This is a genomic window from Nonomuraea mesophila, assembly GCF_004352805.1.
GTDB lineage: Bacteria > Actinomycetota > Actinomycetes > Streptosporangiales > Streptosporangiaceae > Nonomuraea > Nonomuraea longispora.
The window spans coordinates 1-14,815 of record NZ_SMLD01000115.1; the positions used below are offsets into that span (position 1 = coordinate 1).

General features: G+C 73.5%; 14 protein-coding genes. 8 read left to right on the plus strand and 6 right to left on the minus strand.

What is annotated here, in order from left to right:
* Positions 1–756, plus strand: a 756-nt coding sequence (locus E1295_RS32865) for an ABC transporter ATP-binding protein (RefSeq protein ID WP_132636526.1), incomplete at its 5' end; no start/stop codon positions are given.
* A gap of 6 nt (positions 757–762) precedes the next feature.
* Here the strand turns inward: E1295_RS32865 and E1295_RS32870 are convergent.
* The 4 genes from E1295_RS32870 to E1295_RS32890 form a co-directional block, all read right to left on the minus strand.
* A complete protein-coding gene (locus E1295_RS32870; protein ID WP_246080621.1) occupies positions 763–2,091 on the minus strand; it encodes a lanthionine synthetase LanC family protein in 1,329 nt (442 codons plus the stop codon).
* A 308-nt stretch (positions 2,092–2,399) separates the two neighbouring features.
* Positions 2,400–2,837: a hypothetical protein gene (locus E1295_RS32880; protein ID WP_132636532.1), complete on the minus strand. Its 438-nt coding sequence runs from the start codon at positions 2,835–2,837 to the stop codon at positions 2,400–2,402.
* Between the two features lie 18 nt (positions 2,838–2,855).
* Positions 2,856–3,734, minus strand: a complete 879-nt coding sequence (locus E1295_RS32885; RefSeq protein WP_132636534.1) for a UTP--glucose-1-phosphate uridylyltransferase — start codon at positions 3,732–3,734, stop codon at positions 2,856–2,858.
* A 72-nt stretch (positions 3,735–3,806) separates the two neighbouring features.
* Positions 3,807–4,628 (minus strand): nucleotidyltransferase domain-containing protein, encoded by an 822-nt coding sequence (locus E1295_RS32890; protein ID WP_220449012.1) that lies wholly within the window; start codon positions 4,626–4,628, stop codon positions 3,807–3,809.
* Between the two features lie 59 nt (positions 4,629–4,687).
* On the opposite strand from E1295_RS32890, the gene E1295_RS32895 reads away from it, so the two are divergent.
* Genes E1295_RS32895 through E1295_RS32905 form a run of 3 tightly spaced genes read left to right on the plus strand, consistent with a single transcriptional unit; the run spans position 4,688 to position 6,510 of the window.
* On the plus strand, positions 4,688–5,272 hold the full coding sequence (locus E1295_RS32895; RefSeq protein ID WP_181958080.1) for an ArsR/SmtB family transcription factor: 585 nt from the start codon (positions 4,688–4,690) through the stop codon (positions 5,270–5,272).
* 1 nt (position 5,273) lies between these two features.
* Entirely contained in the window at positions 5,274–5,996 is a 723-nt protein-coding gene (locus E1295_RS32900; protein WP_132636536.1) for an SRPBCC family protein, read from the plus strand.
* 31 nt (positions 5,997–6,027) lie between these two features.
* Complete coding sequence (locus E1295_RS32905; protein ID WP_132636538.1) at positions 6,028–6,510, plus strand: metallophosphoesterase family protein; 483 nt, start codon at positions 6,028–6,030, stop codon at positions 6,508–6,510.
* On the opposite strand, the gene E1295_RS32910 is transcribed toward E1295_RS32905, so the two are convergent.
* Positions 6,503–7,522, minus strand: a complete 1,020-nt coding sequence (locus E1295_RS32910) for an ABC transporter substrate-binding protein (protein WP_132636540.1) — start codon at positions 7,520–7,522, stop codon at positions 6,503–6,505. The genes E1295_RS32905 and E1295_RS32910 overlap by 8 nt on opposite strands.
* Before the next feature lie 148 nt (positions 7,523–7,670).
* Here E1295_RS32910 and E1295_RS32915 point away from each other — a divergent pair, with 148 nt between their 5' ends.
* The 3 genes from E1295_RS32915 (at position 7,671) to E1295_RS32925 (ending at position 10,355) form a co-directional block, all read left to right on the plus strand.
* Positions 7,671–8,858 carry a sensor histidine kinase gene (locus E1295_RS32915; protein WP_132636542.1) on the plus strand — a complete coding sequence of 396 codons (1,188 nt, stop codon included), beginning with the start codon at positions 7,671–7,673 and terminating at the stop codon, positions 8,856–8,858.
* Entirely contained in the window at positions 8,855–9,550 is a 696-nt protein-coding gene (locus tag E1295_RS32920; protein WP_132636544.1) for a response regulator, read from the plus strand. The genes E1295_RS32915 and E1295_RS32920 overlap by 4 nt, the downstream gene beginning before the upstream one ends.
* A 280-nt stretch (positions 9,551–9,830) precedes the next feature.
* A complete protein-coding gene (locus tag E1295_RS32925) occupies positions 9,831–10,355 on the plus strand; it encodes an FkbM family methyltransferase (protein WP_166427514.1) in 525 nt (174 codons plus the stop codon).
* On the opposite strand, the gene E1295_RS32930 is transcribed toward E1295_RS32925, so the two are convergent.
* Positions 10,297–13,557, minus strand: a complete 3,261-nt coding sequence (locus tag E1295_RS32930; RefSeq protein WP_166427515.1) for an AfsR/SARP family transcriptional regulator — start codon at positions 13,555–13,557, stop codon at positions 10,297–10,299. The genes E1295_RS32925 and E1295_RS32930 overlap by 59 nt on opposite strands.
* 106 nt (positions 13,558–13,663) lie before the next feature.
* On the opposite strand from E1295_RS32930, the gene E1295_RS32935 reads away from it, so the two are divergent.
* Entirely contained in the window at positions 13,664–14,761 is a 1,098-nt protein-coding gene (locus tag E1295_RS32935; protein WP_132636550.1) for a HesA/MoeB/ThiF family protein, read from the plus strand.
* Positions 14,762–14,815 lie beyond the last annotated feature (54 nt).

Consider the following 14,815-nt stretch of genomic DNA (forward strand, 5'->3'; position numbering starts at 1 on the left):
GGCTTCGCCTACCGGGGCGGGCGGCCGGTGCTGGAGGACGTGTCCGTCTCCGTGACGGCGGGACGCAACGTGGCGCTGGTCGGCGAGTCCGGCGCGGGCAAGACGACGCTGCTGCGGCTGCTGCTCGGCCTGGCCAGGCCGACCACCGGGCAGATCCTCTTCGACGGCGCGGAGCCGGCGCCGCGCGACCGCGCGTTCCGGCGTGCTGTGCAGCCGGTGTTCCAGGACCCCTACTCCTCGCTGGATCCGCGCCAGCGGGTGGGCCGGATCGTCTCCGAGCCGCTGCGGTCGCTGGACCTGCTGGCGGCGGGGTCGCGGGCGGCCAGACGGGCCGAGGCGGACGAGCGCGCGGCCGAGGCGCTGGAGTCGGTGGGCCTGCCCGCCGACGCGGCGCGCCGCTACCCGCACGAGTTCTCGGGCGGGCAGCGCCAGCGCATCGCGATCGCGAGGGCCGTCGTGTGCGGCCCCCGCGTGCTGCTCGCCGACGAGCCCGTCAGCGCGCTCGACGTGTCGACCCGGGTCCGGGTGGTGGAGCTGCTGGCCGAGCTGGGCAGGAGCAGAGGGCTGACGCTCGTGGTCGTCTCGCACGACCTGAGCGTGGTGGCCGCGCTGTGCCCGCAGGCCGCGGTCATCGAGAGCGGGCGGGTGGTGGAGAGCGGCCCGACCGAGCGGGTGCTGGGCTCGCCCGCCCATCCGTACACGCGGCGGCTGATCGAGAGCGTGCCGAGGCTCAGCCGCGCCGCCCGGCTCAGGTAGCGGACGTCACCCGCCGCGCAGCGCCGCCGGCGGCACCGGGATGGCGGGGAACGGATTGTCGGGCAGCAGGATCACCCGCCGCGCCCGGCCAGGCTGCCCGGCGGCGTCGAGGTGCAGCAGCGCGGCGCCGATGCCGGCCGCGCCCACCATGTAGCCGGTGTCGGCCGTCACCTCTTGGGGCCGCAGCCGCCGGTAGGCCTGGTACCACCGGTAGCCCCGCCCGTCGTGGTCGGTGGCCCGGCCGATCAGGTCGGCGGCGAGCGTCCTCGCGTACTCCAGGTGGAAGGCGTTGCCCGTCGCCGCCCATAACCCCGTGAACAGCTCGATCAGGCCGGCCGTGCCGCAACACTGGCAGGCCACGTTCCAGTAGCCCTCGGTACGGCGGCGCGGCACGCCGCTCTTCACGATGCCGCGTGCGAGCCGCTCCACCCAGTCGAGGTCGCCCGGGTCGCCCGCCACCCGGTACAGCTCGTAGAACATCCGGGCCACGCCCGCCGAGCCCGAGCAGAAGCCGAGGTAGTGCAGCCCGCGCGCCTGCGGAACGTGGTGGGGGACGACCGCGCACGTGCCGGTCACGAGGCTGACCTCGCGGACGAAGCCGGCGCCGCTGCGCGCGGCCGTCAGGAAACGGTCGTCGCCCGTCACGCCGTACAGGCGGGCCAGCAGGAACGCGGTGCCGGCCGTGCCCGCCAGGAAGCCGGGTGTGACGGCGTCGGGCGGCAGGCCGGGGCCGTCGCCGAAGCGGTGCCCCGGCACCGGCAGCCGGGCGATGCGCAGGCCCGCCTGCACCGCCGCCTCCTCGCAGGACGGGAGGCCGAAGCGGGCGGCGGCCGCCAGCAGGCCGAGCACGACCCCGCCGTCGCCGCGCTGGGCCGGGTCGAGCGACCAGCCTGCGCCGTCGCCGCAGGCCCTCCCCGCCTGGACGATGCGCTGGGCGATCGCCCGGGCCTCCGACTCGAAGCGGTCGTCGCCGAGCGCCCACCCGGCCTCCATGAGCGCCACCATCGTGCCGGTGAGCCCGTGGTAGAGCGTGACGTCCTCGCGCTCGCGCCAGGTGGCCGCGAGCCGGCGGGCGCCGGTCCTGGCGTCCTCCAGGTAGGCCTCGTGGCCCGTGGCGGCGGCCAGTTCGAGGAAGAACAGCACGATGCCCGCCCCGCCCGAGTAGAGGGACCAGGGCTCGGCGGTGACCGCCGAGCCGCCGCGCAGGTCGGGGTTGGCCAGCCAGCGCCTGCCGTGCTCGTCGTCGGCCGCGGCGGACCTGATCCACCGCGCCGCGTGGATGGCGGCGGTGACCGGGGAATCGGCGCGGGCGCTCGGCGGGCGGGTCCTGTCCATGCTCACCACCCCATCTTGGTAGGGAAATAATTATTTCCGGCCCGTGCCGGCCCTCCGTCACGCGCCCGACCGCTCCACCTGCTCGCCGAACTCTGCGGCTCCACCGTGAGGTCGATTCTCCTGCCGGAACGCCGCCGGTGCCAGACCCCGCGCCCCTCGCCGTCCACTAGCGGTACGGGAAAGTCACCCGCCGGCCCAGCGCCCGAAATCGTGCTCACCTGTGGCCCGCGCAACAGCGCGAACCACGCGGCGCTGATCACATGGGCTGATCACATGGGCTGATCACACGGGCTGATCACACGGGCTGATCACACGGGTTGATCACGCAGCGCCGTCGCCAGCAACGCGCCGGTCTCCCCCTCCCCCGCCAGCCGGCGCGCGTGCGGCAGCACCCGTTCGGCGGGAACGTCTCCGGCCGACACGGCGAGGGCCTCGCCCGTCTCGACCACGGCCAGCACTCCCCCGGCGGGTGTCCCCGCCAGGCGTGCCAGGACGTCGGCGGGGTCGTCCCAGTCGACCGTGGCGGCCAGCAGTTCGGCCGCGGGGCCGGCGGGGAGGTCGGCGCTCACCTCCAGGACGACCGGGTCGCGGGTCGTACGGTGCCACCGGCGCAGGTCCGCCACGACGGCCGGCAGGTCGAACTGCCGGTCCCGGGCGTACGCGGCCAGCCGACGGCACCGCTGCCCGTGGGACAACGGTTCCACCTCGTCGATCAGGGCGTCGGGGGCGAGGGCATCAGAGCGCATAACCGCCCCATTATGGTGCTACGGCGCGCCGGTGTCCTGTGCGAGCTTCCGGAGCTCGGGACCGTGGACCGGATGCGCGAGAGCCGCGGCGAACTGGGCCCTGAGGTAGTTGAGCGGCGATCCCGTGTCCCACCAGGTGCCGTCGATGACCTGGCCGTACACGGAGTGCGTCCGTGCGTGGTCGTGCAGGGCGTCGGTGAGGTAGATCTCGCCCTCGGGGTGCCGGTGCCACGCGCGTGTCCTGGCCTCCAGTTCGCCGATGACGCCGGGCGTGACGACGTATCCGCCGATGGCGGCATAGCGGGAGGGAGCCTCGTCGGGGGCCGGCTTCTCCACGAGCCCCGAGATCAGCAGCCGGCCCCCTCCGAGATCCTCCTTGACGACGGGGACGCCGTAGCGGGAGGCGTCCTCGAGCTCCATCGGCATCAGCGCCAGGACCGGGGCGCGCGTGGCCTCGTACGCGGCCTTGAGCTGCCGCGCCCTCGGCACCTCCGAAACGAAGACGTCGTCGGCCCACAACACCATGAACGGCTCCTCCCCGATGACCCTGGCGGCATTCAGGATGGGGGTGCCGTTGCCGTAGGGGCCGTTCTGGTAGAGGTACGTGATGTGGGCCAGGGAGGACACCTCGCGGACCTCGTCGGCCAGATCGTCTTTGCCGGCGGCACGAAGTTGCAGCTCGAGATCGGCGTCGGGGGCGAAGTGCTGCTGGATGAGACTCTTGCGGCCCGACGTGACGATGATGATGTCGTCGATGCCCGAGTCCACGAGCTCCCGGATGGTGTGCTCGATGACCGGTTTGTCGCCGATCGGCAGCATCTCCTTGGGAAGCGCCCGGGTCAGCGGCAGCAGACGGCTGCCCAGGCCGGCCACCGGAATCACGGCTTTGCGGACCACGTGTGTTCTCCCTTGATCGCGGACCCCGACGTTATCCGTCCCGCCCGCCGGGGGTCGAGCACGTGACGTGGGTCAGGCGCCGCAGGCGGCCCGTACGTCCGCGAACAGCCGCCCCGCCGCGTCGATGGTGCACTCGATCCGCTCCGGCGTGTGTCCCACCGACGCGAGCAACGCCTGGGCCCGCTCTCCGAAGCCGCCGGGCGCGGACGGCAGCCGGTCCGCCGACGCGATCATGGCCTTCTCGTTGATGAGCCAGGCGCCGTCGTGGGCGTGCAGCGCGTGGCAGGCGACGCCGAGCGCGCGGAACAGGGCCGCCCCGGTGTACGCCGGGTCGCGGCCCGCCGCGCCGTACCGAGCGGCCGTCATGGCGAAGTCGCACTCCCACAGCCCTCCGACCAGGGCATCGCGCAACGCCGGCGGGTAGGCGGCGGTGACCTCGTCGCGCAGCGCGCTGAGCTCGCCGCCCGCGTCGGCGAGGATCCGGCACAGGGCGACCTCGCCCGCGTACGCGTGGGAGTAGAAGCCCAGGGGGTGGCCGACCTGGAAGCCGATCTCGTAACGGCCCGCGCGGCAGTCTCGCCAGACGCGGTGCACGCGGTCGAGGTCACGGTAGATCCAGTCGACCCGCCACCCGTCCATGGTGAGCCAGCCGCCGCCGTCCACCCACGGGCCCCAGCCGCCCGGCTCGGTCACCTCGGCGGGCGCGCCGGTCAGCTCCGTGGCGAGCTCCAGCAGGTCGTCCACGGCGAGCGGACCGCGATAGTAGAGGCCGAGGTCGATGTCTGAGTCGGGACGGTGGGTGCCGCGTGCGCGGCTGCCGCCCAGGACGACGGCCACGACCCCGGGCACCCCGGCCAGCCGGGCGGCCACCGGGTGGAGATCGGGTGGTTGCACGGGCCGATCCTAGCCGCCCGCCGGTTGACAGATTTTTTTGTCGGTGACATGGTTCACGCATGGACGAAGTGGCGGTGATCGAAGACCCCGCGGCGGCCGAGGCGTCCCTCGACCCCATGCGCTCGAAGCTGCTGGCCGAGCTGGTGGAGCCCGGCTCTGCCACGTCGCTGGCCGCCAGGGTGGGTCTGGCCAGGCAGAAGGTCAACTACCACCTGCGCACGCTGGAGAAACACGGCCTGGTGGAGCTGGTCGAGGAGCGCAGGAAGGGCAACGTCACCGAGCGGGTGATGCAGGCCACCGCGGCGTCCTTCGTGATCTCGCCGACCGCGCTGGCCTCCATGCAGCCCGACCCCGGCCGGTCGCCCGACCGGCTCTCCGCGCGGTGGTTGCTGGCGGTGGCGGCCCGGCTCGTACGCGATGTCGGCGCGCTGATCAACGGGGCGGCCCAGGCGCGCAAGCGGGTGGCGACGTTCGCCATCGACGGGCAGGTGCGGTTCGCGTCGGCGGCCGACCGGGCGGCGTTCGCGGAGGAGCTGACGCAGTGCGTGACGTCGCTGGTCAGCAAATATCATGACGAGTCCGCGGCGGGCGGGCGTGATCACCGGCTGATCGTGGCCGTGCACCCCGCCGTGAAGGAGCGGTGACATGGGGCACGAGTTCGAGCTGCCCCAGGAGGCGCTGGTCGAGGCGGACCCCGGCGCGGTGTGGGAGGCCATCTCGACGGGGCCGGGCATCGATTCGTGGTTCATGGGCCGCACCGAGGTGACCGGCGGGGCGGTCCACACGACTTTCGGCGGCTTCGCGCTGCCGGAGTCCACGGTGACGGCCGCCGAGCCCGGCAAGCGCTTCGCCCACGGCAGCACCCCTGGCGAGGACGGGCGCTTCGTCGCCTACGAGTTCCTCATCGAGGGGCGCGACCGGGGCAGCACGCACCTCCGCCTGGTGACCAGCGGGTTCCTGCCCGGCGACGACTGGCAGGACGAGTTCGAGGCCATGTCCAGGGGCATGGAGATGTATTTCGCGACGCTGGTCGAATATCTCGGTCACTTCGCGGGGCGGGCGGCGACGCCGGTCACGGAGTTCGGGCCGCCCGTCGGCGACTGGCCGCGCGCCTGGGAGCTCCTGTACGCCGCGCTCGGCGGCCTTCCGTCGCCCGGCGACCGCGTACGGTTCGGCCCCGGGCCGGTCGAAGGAGTGGTGTACTTCCGCAACTCCCAGACCCTCGGCATCCGGGCCGATCACGCGATCTACCGCTTCCTCCAGGGCTTCCACGGCTCCATGATCGCCGCGCACCTGCTCTTCGAGGATGAGCGCGAGGGCGAGCGCCGGCCGGGGTGGCTGGACGAGCTGTACGCGAACGGGACGTGACGGCCACCGTGACCGGGGCAGGAAGGCGGGCATGAGAGTCGTCGCGCTGTCCGACACGCACGCGCCCAGGCGCTGGCGCTCCTGCCCGCCCCGCGTCGCCGAGCACGTACGCGGCGCGGACGTGATCCTGCACGCGGGGGACGTCTGCGTCCCCTCGGTCATCGACGAACTGGCCGCCTACGCCCCCGTGCACGTCGTCAAGGGCAACAACGACGGCCCCGACCTCGACGCGCCGGCGACCCTGGAGCTGACCCTGGACGGCCTGCGCATCGGCATGATCCACGACGGCGGCCCGGCCAAGGGCCGCCTGCCCCGCATGCGTCGCCGCTTCCCGCGCGCGGACCTGGTCGTGTTCGGTCACTCGCACATCCCGCTCGACGAGTCGGACGGCGACCTGCGCATCTTCAACCCGGGCTCCCCCACCGACCGCCGCCGCCAGCCGCACGGCACGCTCGGCCTGCTCACCATCGAGGACGGTACGCTCACCAGGGCCGAGATCGTGCCCGTCACCTGACGACGTCGTCGCGCGACTTGTCGAGGTTGGTCTTCAGCTCCTCCATGACCTTGGCGTAGCCGAGGTGGCTGTAGCGTTCCGCCGCGTGCCACGGGTAGAGCTGGCCGGCCTTGACCGCGGGCAGCTTGGCCCAGGTGGGCTTCTCCGCCATCTCGTCGATCTTCATCGATTGGGCGCGGGCGTCCACCAGGATCACGTCGGCGTCGTACTTGTCGGCGTTCTCCCAGCTCAGCACCTCCCAGAAGCCGCCCTCGCTCTCCGTGGGCCGGTCCGGCGAGACGATGTTCAGGCCCAGCTCGTCCCAGTACGTGAGGTCGGGGTGGTCGGGCACGTAGGCGACGTACAGGTTGTCCGGGGTACCGGTGACGATCATCACCTTCAGGTCCGGCCTGGCGGCGGCGAGCGTTCTCAGCGCTTCGCCGGCCGCGTCGAAGCGCTTCTTGGCCTCGGCCACGGGGGCGGCGTCCGGGTCCGCGCCGAGGGCGGCGGCCAGCCTGCCGTACGTCTCGATGATCTCCACCAGGGGTTTGCCGCTGAGCTGCACGCCGACCGTGGGGGCGATCTGGTCGACCGTCTTGACCGACTCCTCGGGGACGTACCAGAGGGTGTCCTTCTGGTACATGCCGGCCACCAGGAGGTCGGGCTGGAGCGAGGCGTACTTCTCGACGTTGAACTCGCCCCACACGTTGCCGATCGACTCGACCGTGGAGATGTCGACCTCGCCCACCTCGGGGTCGCGGCCGCCGCCCTTCAGCCGGTGCGGGCCGAACACCGCGACGGGCCGCACGCCGAAGTCCCACAGGGCCGCCGCCGCGCCCGACTGGGCGACGACACGCTGAGGGCGCTCCGGGAGCGAGACCCGCTTGCCGCGGTCGTCGGTCCAGGTCCATGCCCCCTGACCGGACTCCGGCGGCTCGGCGGCGGACGGCGGGGCCGTGCCGCCGCAGGCGCTGACGCCGAGCAGTGCGGCGGCGCCGATGGCGGCCAGGATGCGTCGCGGGACAATGGCCATGGATGCTCCTCTTCGCGGCAATCTACGCCCTGATGGGCGCCATATTAGATTAGCCTTACCTAACTGAGAATCCGGCTCGGGGTACGCGCGGTCAAGCCCTCAGCGGATCGCCACGCCGGTGGACGACGTCCCCCATAAACTGGGACGTATGGGGGTGCTTCGGGAGGCGTACCGCGCCCGCGTGCCTTCATCGCCGGGTTCGAACCGGCCTCTGGTGCGGCGTGGGCCGTTCATCGTCCTGGCCGCGGCGCTGCTGATCCACAACACGCTGATGTTCGCCGTGAGCTTCGGCTTCGGCGCGCTCGCCCTACCGGCCGCCGCGCTGCTTGCCGGGCCCGTGCTCCTGGCGCGGCACCGGCCCCTGGCCGCGTGGACGGTCATGATCGCGGCGCAGCTCCTCCTCACCGGCCTGGGCGTGGCGCCGGACAGCGCTCAGGCGCCGCAACCATGGTTGCTCAACCAGGCCCTGGGCCAGCTTCCCGTCATCTACGTGCTGGCGCTCACGTCGGCCAGGGGCGTGACGGTGGCCGCGTTCGTCGTCACGATCGCGACCGTGGGCGCGGTCGCGACTCTGCAGGACATCGAGCCGGACAGGCTGGCCACAGGGCTGCTCACCTGGGCCCTGGCCCTCCTGGTCGCCGCCGTGCTGGGCCACGCCAGGCGCGCCCGCCGGCTGGCCACCCTGCGGGTCGCCGAGGAGCACGGGCGGAGACAGGTTCTCGAGGAGCGGGCGCGCATCGCCAGAGAGCTGCATGACGTGGTGGCCCATCACATGTCGGTCATCGCCGTGCAGGCGGTCAGCGCTCCGTACCGGGTCGAGGGCGAGGTGAGCGAGGAGGTGGCGCGGGAGTTCGCGTCCATCAACACGGCCGCCCGCGAGGCCCTACGGGACATGCGGCACCTGCTGGGCGCGCTGCGCGGCACGGACGACACGCCGCAGACCACGCCGCAGCCCGACCTGAACGACCTCGACAGGCTGGTGCAGTCCGTACGCCGGGCCGGCGTGCCCGTCCAGCTCACGATCGCCACCCCGGCCCCGGCCCCGGTCCTGTCCGTCACCGTCCACCGGATCGTCCAGGAGGCCTTGAGCAATGTCGTGCGGCACGCGCCGGGAGCGCACACCACTGTCTCCGTCCGCGCCGAGGACGGAGACCTGGTGGTGAAGGTGGAGAACGAGCCTTCCGCCCTGCCCCCGGCCGAGAGGAGGGGGCAGGGCCACGGGTTGATCGGCATGCGGGAGCGCGTCGCGGCCCTGCGCGGCGAGCTCACGACGGCCACGACGGACGAGGGCGGCTTCGCCGTGCGCGCGCGGCTGCCGGGAGGAGACAGGCGATGATCACGGTGCTGGTCGCCGACGACCAGGCGATGATCAGGGCGGGGTTCGCCGCCCTGCTCGGCGCGCAACCCGACGTGCAGGTGGTGGGCGAGGCCGCGGACGGCCTGGAGGCGGTGACGGCGGCCCGCGACCTGCGGCCCGACGTCGTCCTCATGGACGTGCGCATGCCCAACCTCGACGGCCTGGAGGCCACCCGCCGCATCGCCTCGACGCGGCACGGCACCAAGGTGCTGATCCTGACCACGTTCGACATCGACGACTACGTCTACGCCGCCCTGCGCAGCGGGGCCAGCGGCTACCTGCTCAAGGACGCGCCACCGGACGATCTCATCACCGCCGTACGCGTCGTCGCGCGCGGCGACGCCCTGCTCGCGCCGTCGGTCACCCGCCGCCTCATCGAGGAGTTCGCGGCCCGGCGGCCCGCCGACGAGCGGGATGCGCTGCGACTGAACGCGCTGACCGGCCGGGAGCTGGACGTGCTCAGGCTGCTGGCGTCCGGGCTGGCCAACGCCGAGATCGCCGAGCGGCTGACGATCGCGGAGGAGACCGTGAAGTCGCACGTGGGACGGATCTTCGCGAAGCTGGGCCTGCGCGACCGCGCTCAGGCCGTGGTCCTCGCCTACGAGAGCGGGCTGGTCACGGCGGGCTCTCACCCTCCAGGGGCACGGCGAGCCCCGGGACTGCGCCCCTGAGGGGGATCCGAGGCGGCCCGCCCACCGCCTACCGTCGCCGCCATGATCCGATTGACGACCGCGGCCGGGGCGCTGCGGGCCGCGGCGGCGGTGTCACTGAGCGAACCCGAACTGCTGAGGCTGGCCGGGCTGGTCCGGCCGGGCGCGGTCTGCTTCGACATCGGAGCCGCCTACGGGATGTACACCTATCCGCTGGCCAGGCTGGCGGGCCGGGCCGGGCGGGTGCACAGTTTCGAACCGCTGCCGGTGCCGTACGCGGATCCTGGAGACGGGGCGGCGCGTGCTCGGCGCGCACAACGTGCAGGTCACCAACGCCGCGCTCGGCTCGTCCAGCGGCTGGCAGCGGCTGAACCTGCCCTACCGTTTCGGCCTGCCGATCCACGGCTGGGCCCACCTGCAGGAAGGGCTGAAGCATCCCGGGCGGTTCACCGCCACCAGGACGCTGGAGGTGCCGGTGTACACCGTGGACCTCGTGTGCGAGCTGAGGGCGATCTCGCGGGTCGACTTCATCAAGATGGACGTGGAGGGGTTCGAGCCGGAGGTGCTGAAGGGGGCCGAGCGGACGATCGAGCGGCACCGGCCCACTCTGCTGATGGAGATCGAGGACCGCCATCTCGGCAAGTACGGCAGAACGCCGGCCGACGTCGCGGAGTGGCTGGCCGAGCGGGGCTACCGCATGCATGTCCGGCGCGGACGGCGCTGGTCCCGTACGGACGCGGTCGGCGCCGCCCGGCGCAACTACCTGTTCACCGCCGGTCGAGCAGCGCCGCGGTCTTCAGACGCTCGGGCGCTCCGATGGCCGTGAACAGCTCGTGAGCACGGCGCCAGTGGCGCCGGGCCTGCTCGAGGGCGTGCGGTTCCCGGGCGTGGCCGAGCGTGAGCAGGGCTCGGGCCTGCTCCAGCCGCTGCCCCGACCGGTGGGCGAGCCTCAGCGCCTGCTCGCACGCGCGTACCGCCTGCGCCGTGTCGCCGTCCGCCAGGTGCACGGCGGCGAGCAGGCCGTGCAGCCGGGGCAGGTTCAGCGGGTTGGCGTCCTGCGCCAGTTTCAGCGCGCGTTCCGCCTCGTCGCGCGCGTCCGCGTGCCGGCCGCCGCGGTGGTGGGCCTCCGCCAGGCCCAGCAGCACCTGGTCCAGGTCCGTGCCCGTCCGCTCGGCCAGCCGCAGCGCGGACTCCAGCCGGGCGAGCGCGGAATCCACCCGGCCGAGCTCCAGCTCTGCCCCGGCCATGCCGCTCAGCGAGGCGATCTGGCAGCGCCTGTTCTCGACCTGCTCGGCGATGGCCAGGCCCTGGGCGAACGCGTCCACGGCCCGCTCGTGCCGGCCGGCGTCGTGGTGCACCCAGCCGTACGTCTCGTACGTGACCGCCTCGGCGTAGCGGCCGGCGGCGCGGGCCACGGACAGCGCCTCGTCCAGGCAGGCGAGCGCCTCGCCGAACCGGGCCTGCTTCTGGCGGACGAGGGCGAGGTTGACGAGGGTGAGCGTGCGCAACATCCGGTCACCGGCCGCCTCGGCCAGCGGGAGGTTGGCCACCAGGCACTCCTCGGCGCGGTCGAGCCGGGCCAGCATGAGGTAGGCGGAGGCCAGGTTGTTCAGGGCGCGTGACTCGCCGCGCCTGTTGCCGAGGGCGCGGTAGAGGGCCGCGGCCCGCCGGTAGCGCGGCAGGGCCGAGCGGGGCTTCCCCAGTTGTTTGCGTACCACGCCGCCGCCCATCAGCGCCGCGGCCTCCGCGTCCGCCCGGCCCGCCCTGCGGGCCAGCGCGAGGGCCGGCCCGTACTCCCGCATCGCGCCTTCGTGGTCGGCCATGAGCCACCGGACGAGCCCGAGGGAGTTGCGCATCGCGGCCTGCCCGGCGAGGTCCCGCTCCCGCTCGGCGGCGTCGAGCCCGATGCCCGCCAGGCGCAGCCACTCCGCGTGCGTCCGCCGGTACTGCAGCAGGTCCGTCATGGCCTCGACCAGGAGCCAGGCGTAGGGGCGCGGGCCGTGCGCGGCCGCGTGGGAGACGGCGGCGGCGAGGTTGTCCCATTCGGCGTCGAACCAGTCGACGGCCTGCGCCGCGTCCCCGAACTCCGCCGGCGTGACACCGGGCACGGCCAGGTCCGCGGGCGGCCGCGGAGGCTCGAACCCGGTCGCCGCGCCGGCTCGGGCGACGGTGCGCAGATAGTAGTCGAGCAGCCGGCGGGCGGCCGAGTCCCGTTCCTCCGGCGGGTCCTCCGCGATGCTGAGCCGGACCGCGTACTCCACGACGAGGTCGTGGGCGCCGAAGCGCCGCGGGCCCGTCTCCTTGAGCAGGTGGATGCGGGCCGCCGCACCGAGGAGGTCCTCGGCGCGCTCGCGGTCCGTGCCGGTCAGGGCGGCGGCGGCGTCGGCGGAGATGCTCGCGCCCCCCGCCACGCCGAGGAGGCGGAACATGCGCCGCGCGGGCGCGGACAACGCCTGGTGCGACAGGTCGAGGGCCGCCTGCACGGCGACGATCTCGTCGCCGTCCACGCGCAGGCGCACCAACCGGCCGCGGTCCGCCAGCTCGCGTACGTAGTGGCCGATCATCCGGTGTCCGTGGTCGCCGATCCAGGAGGTCGCGATGGACAGCGCCAGCGGCAGCCGGCCGCACAGGGCCACGAGTTCCGCCGCGGCGTCCTGCTCGCCGCGCAGGCGGTCCTCGCCGATGCCGTACGCGATCAGCTGCAGGGCCTCCCGCTCGTCCAGCACGTCGAGCGTGAGCCGTTCGACGCCGTCGAGCGCGACGAGGCCGCCGAGGCGGTTCCTGCTGGTGACGACGGCGCGGCAGCCGGGGTCGCCGGGCAGCAGGGCGCGTACGTGCTCGGGTGCGGCGACGTCGTCCAGGACCACCAGCACGCGACGGCCAGCCAGCAGTGAGCGGTAGAGGGCGATCTGGGCGTCGAGTTCGACGGGGATGTCCCTGGCGGACCGGCCGAGCCCCTGCAGCAGCAGGCGCAGCGCCTCCGGCAACGTCATCGGCTCGCGCTGGTCGAAGCCGCGCATGTCGACGAACAGCTGGCCGTCGGGGTAGCGGGCGGCCGCCCGGTGCGCCCAGTGGACGGCGAGGGCGGTCTTCCCGACGCCCGCCGGGCCGACCACCAGCGTCACCCGGCCGGCGTCCATGCGGCGCAGTTCGTCCGCGCGGCCGACGAAACCCCCGGGCAGGGGCGGCAACTGGCGCGGCACGGGCGCCTCTCGCACCACCCGCGCGGACGGTACCGCAGGCGGTTCCGTGGGCGGTTCCGTGGCGGGGGCGCCCGCGAGCAGGCGCTGGTGGAGATGCCGCAGCCCAGCGCTCGGCTCCACGCCGAGCTCGTGCACGAGCCGGGCGCGGAAGCCGCGGTAGACCTCCAGCGCCTCGGGTAATCGCCCCTCGCCGGCGAGCGCCCGCATGAGCAGGCCATGGGGCCGCTCGCGCAGCGGCACCTCGGCCAGCAGCCGCGTCAGGCCGGCGATGGCCGCCTGTCCTTCGCCCATCTCCAGGAGGGCCGCGGCGCGAGCCTCGGCCGCCTCGTGCCTGAGCTCCTCCAGCCGGTGCCGTTCGGCGTCGGCGACGGGCCCGGACAGCTCGTCGTAGGGGTCGCCGCGCCACAACGCCAGCGCCTCCTCGTAGCGGGCGGCCGCCTCCGGGTGCCGGCCGTCCCGCGCCGCGCGGTGTCCCCGGGCCACCAGGGAGGTCAGCTCGGCGGCGTCCGTCGCGGGGTCGCGGGCCAGGTAGCCCGGGCTCCTGGTGACGATCACGTCCTGGCCGTGGGGACCGAGCGCCCTGCGCAGCTCGGTGATCAGGGCGCGCACCCTGGCCGGGGCGGACGGCGGGACCTCCTCGCCCCAGAGGCGGTCGGCCAGCCTCTCCACCGACACCACGTGATCCGCGTCGAGCAGCAGCGCCGCGAGCAGCGCCCGCTGCCTGCCGGTCAGGTGGGCGGCCCGGCCGTCGACGACGGCCTCCAGCGGCCCGAGGAGGAGGAAGCGCACGCCGGGCACCCGGCGGGGGCTAGCTGTATCCGCCACGGCTCCTCCAGCAGACCAACGTCCCTCCAGGCACGATCCATGCGGGATCCATGCGGCCGCATGCCACAGTCCTGCCACATCCTCTCAGAGATTGGCTGATGCACCGATGAGGCCACAACTCAAGGACATCGCCTGGGAGCGGGTCGGGGATGAGCTGCGGCTGGTGTACGACCCCCGCGACCAGCTGATCCTGTCCGACCCCGACGGCATGGTGGAGAAGCTGCTCGGCCTGCTCGGCGAGGGCGGCAGGACCGTCGCCGAGCTCGCGGACGAGCTGTCGCTGGACGTGGCGGACGTGGAGGGCGCCGTCACGGCGTTCGACGACGTCGGCCTGCTGGAGGACGGCGACCGGCTCGGCCGCCTGGACCCCGGGGCCGCGGAGCGGTACTTCAGCAACCTGGCCTTCTTCGAGTCGTTCAGCTCGCTCGGCCGCAGCCGCGAGGACCTGCAGCGGCGCCTGCGCGAGTCGCACGTCCTGGTGCTCGGGACCGGCGGGCTCAACTCCAACACGATCCCCCACCTGGCGGGGCTGGGTGTGGGCAGGCTGACGCTGCTCGACCGCGACACGGTCGACGCGCGCAACTTCGCCCGGCAGTACCTCTACCGGTGGGACGACCTCGGCGCCCGCAAGGTGGAGCGGGCCAGGGAGTGGGTCAGGGCGTTCGACCCGGCCGTCGAGGTGGAGGCGATCGACGCCCCCGTCGAGGGTTCCGAGCAACTGTACGAACTCGTCGCCCGCACCCGCCCCGACGTCGTGGCATCGGGCATCGACCGGCCGAACCGCGTCGACCTCTGGGTGAACGAGGCGTGCGTGCGCAACGGCGTGCCGTTCGTCCGCGGCGGCATCTCGGTCACCACGGGGACCGTCTGGTCGGTGCACCCGGGCGTCAGCGCGTGCCGCGCGTGCGTGCCCGCGGATCCCTCCGACCCGGCGGAGTTCGACGACCCCGACGACCCGGCGATCGCGGGTGCCATCGCCGCCACCAGGCTCTTCGTCAGCAAGCCGCAGCCCAACCGCGGGATCGGCCCGGTCGCCGGCCTGCTGGGGGCGTTCGGCGCCTTCGAGGTGCTGCGTTACCTGACCGGATTCGAGCCACCGGCGTACGCCGGCCGGCCGCTCAGCATCGACTTCGCGCACGGGTGTGCGACAAGTCAGGACGAGTGGCGACGCAATCCAGACTGCCCGGTATGCGGAGGGAGGTGATCCTTATGAAGATCGAGATCAAGCGGGTCGAGAACACCCGTCTGACGCAGCTCA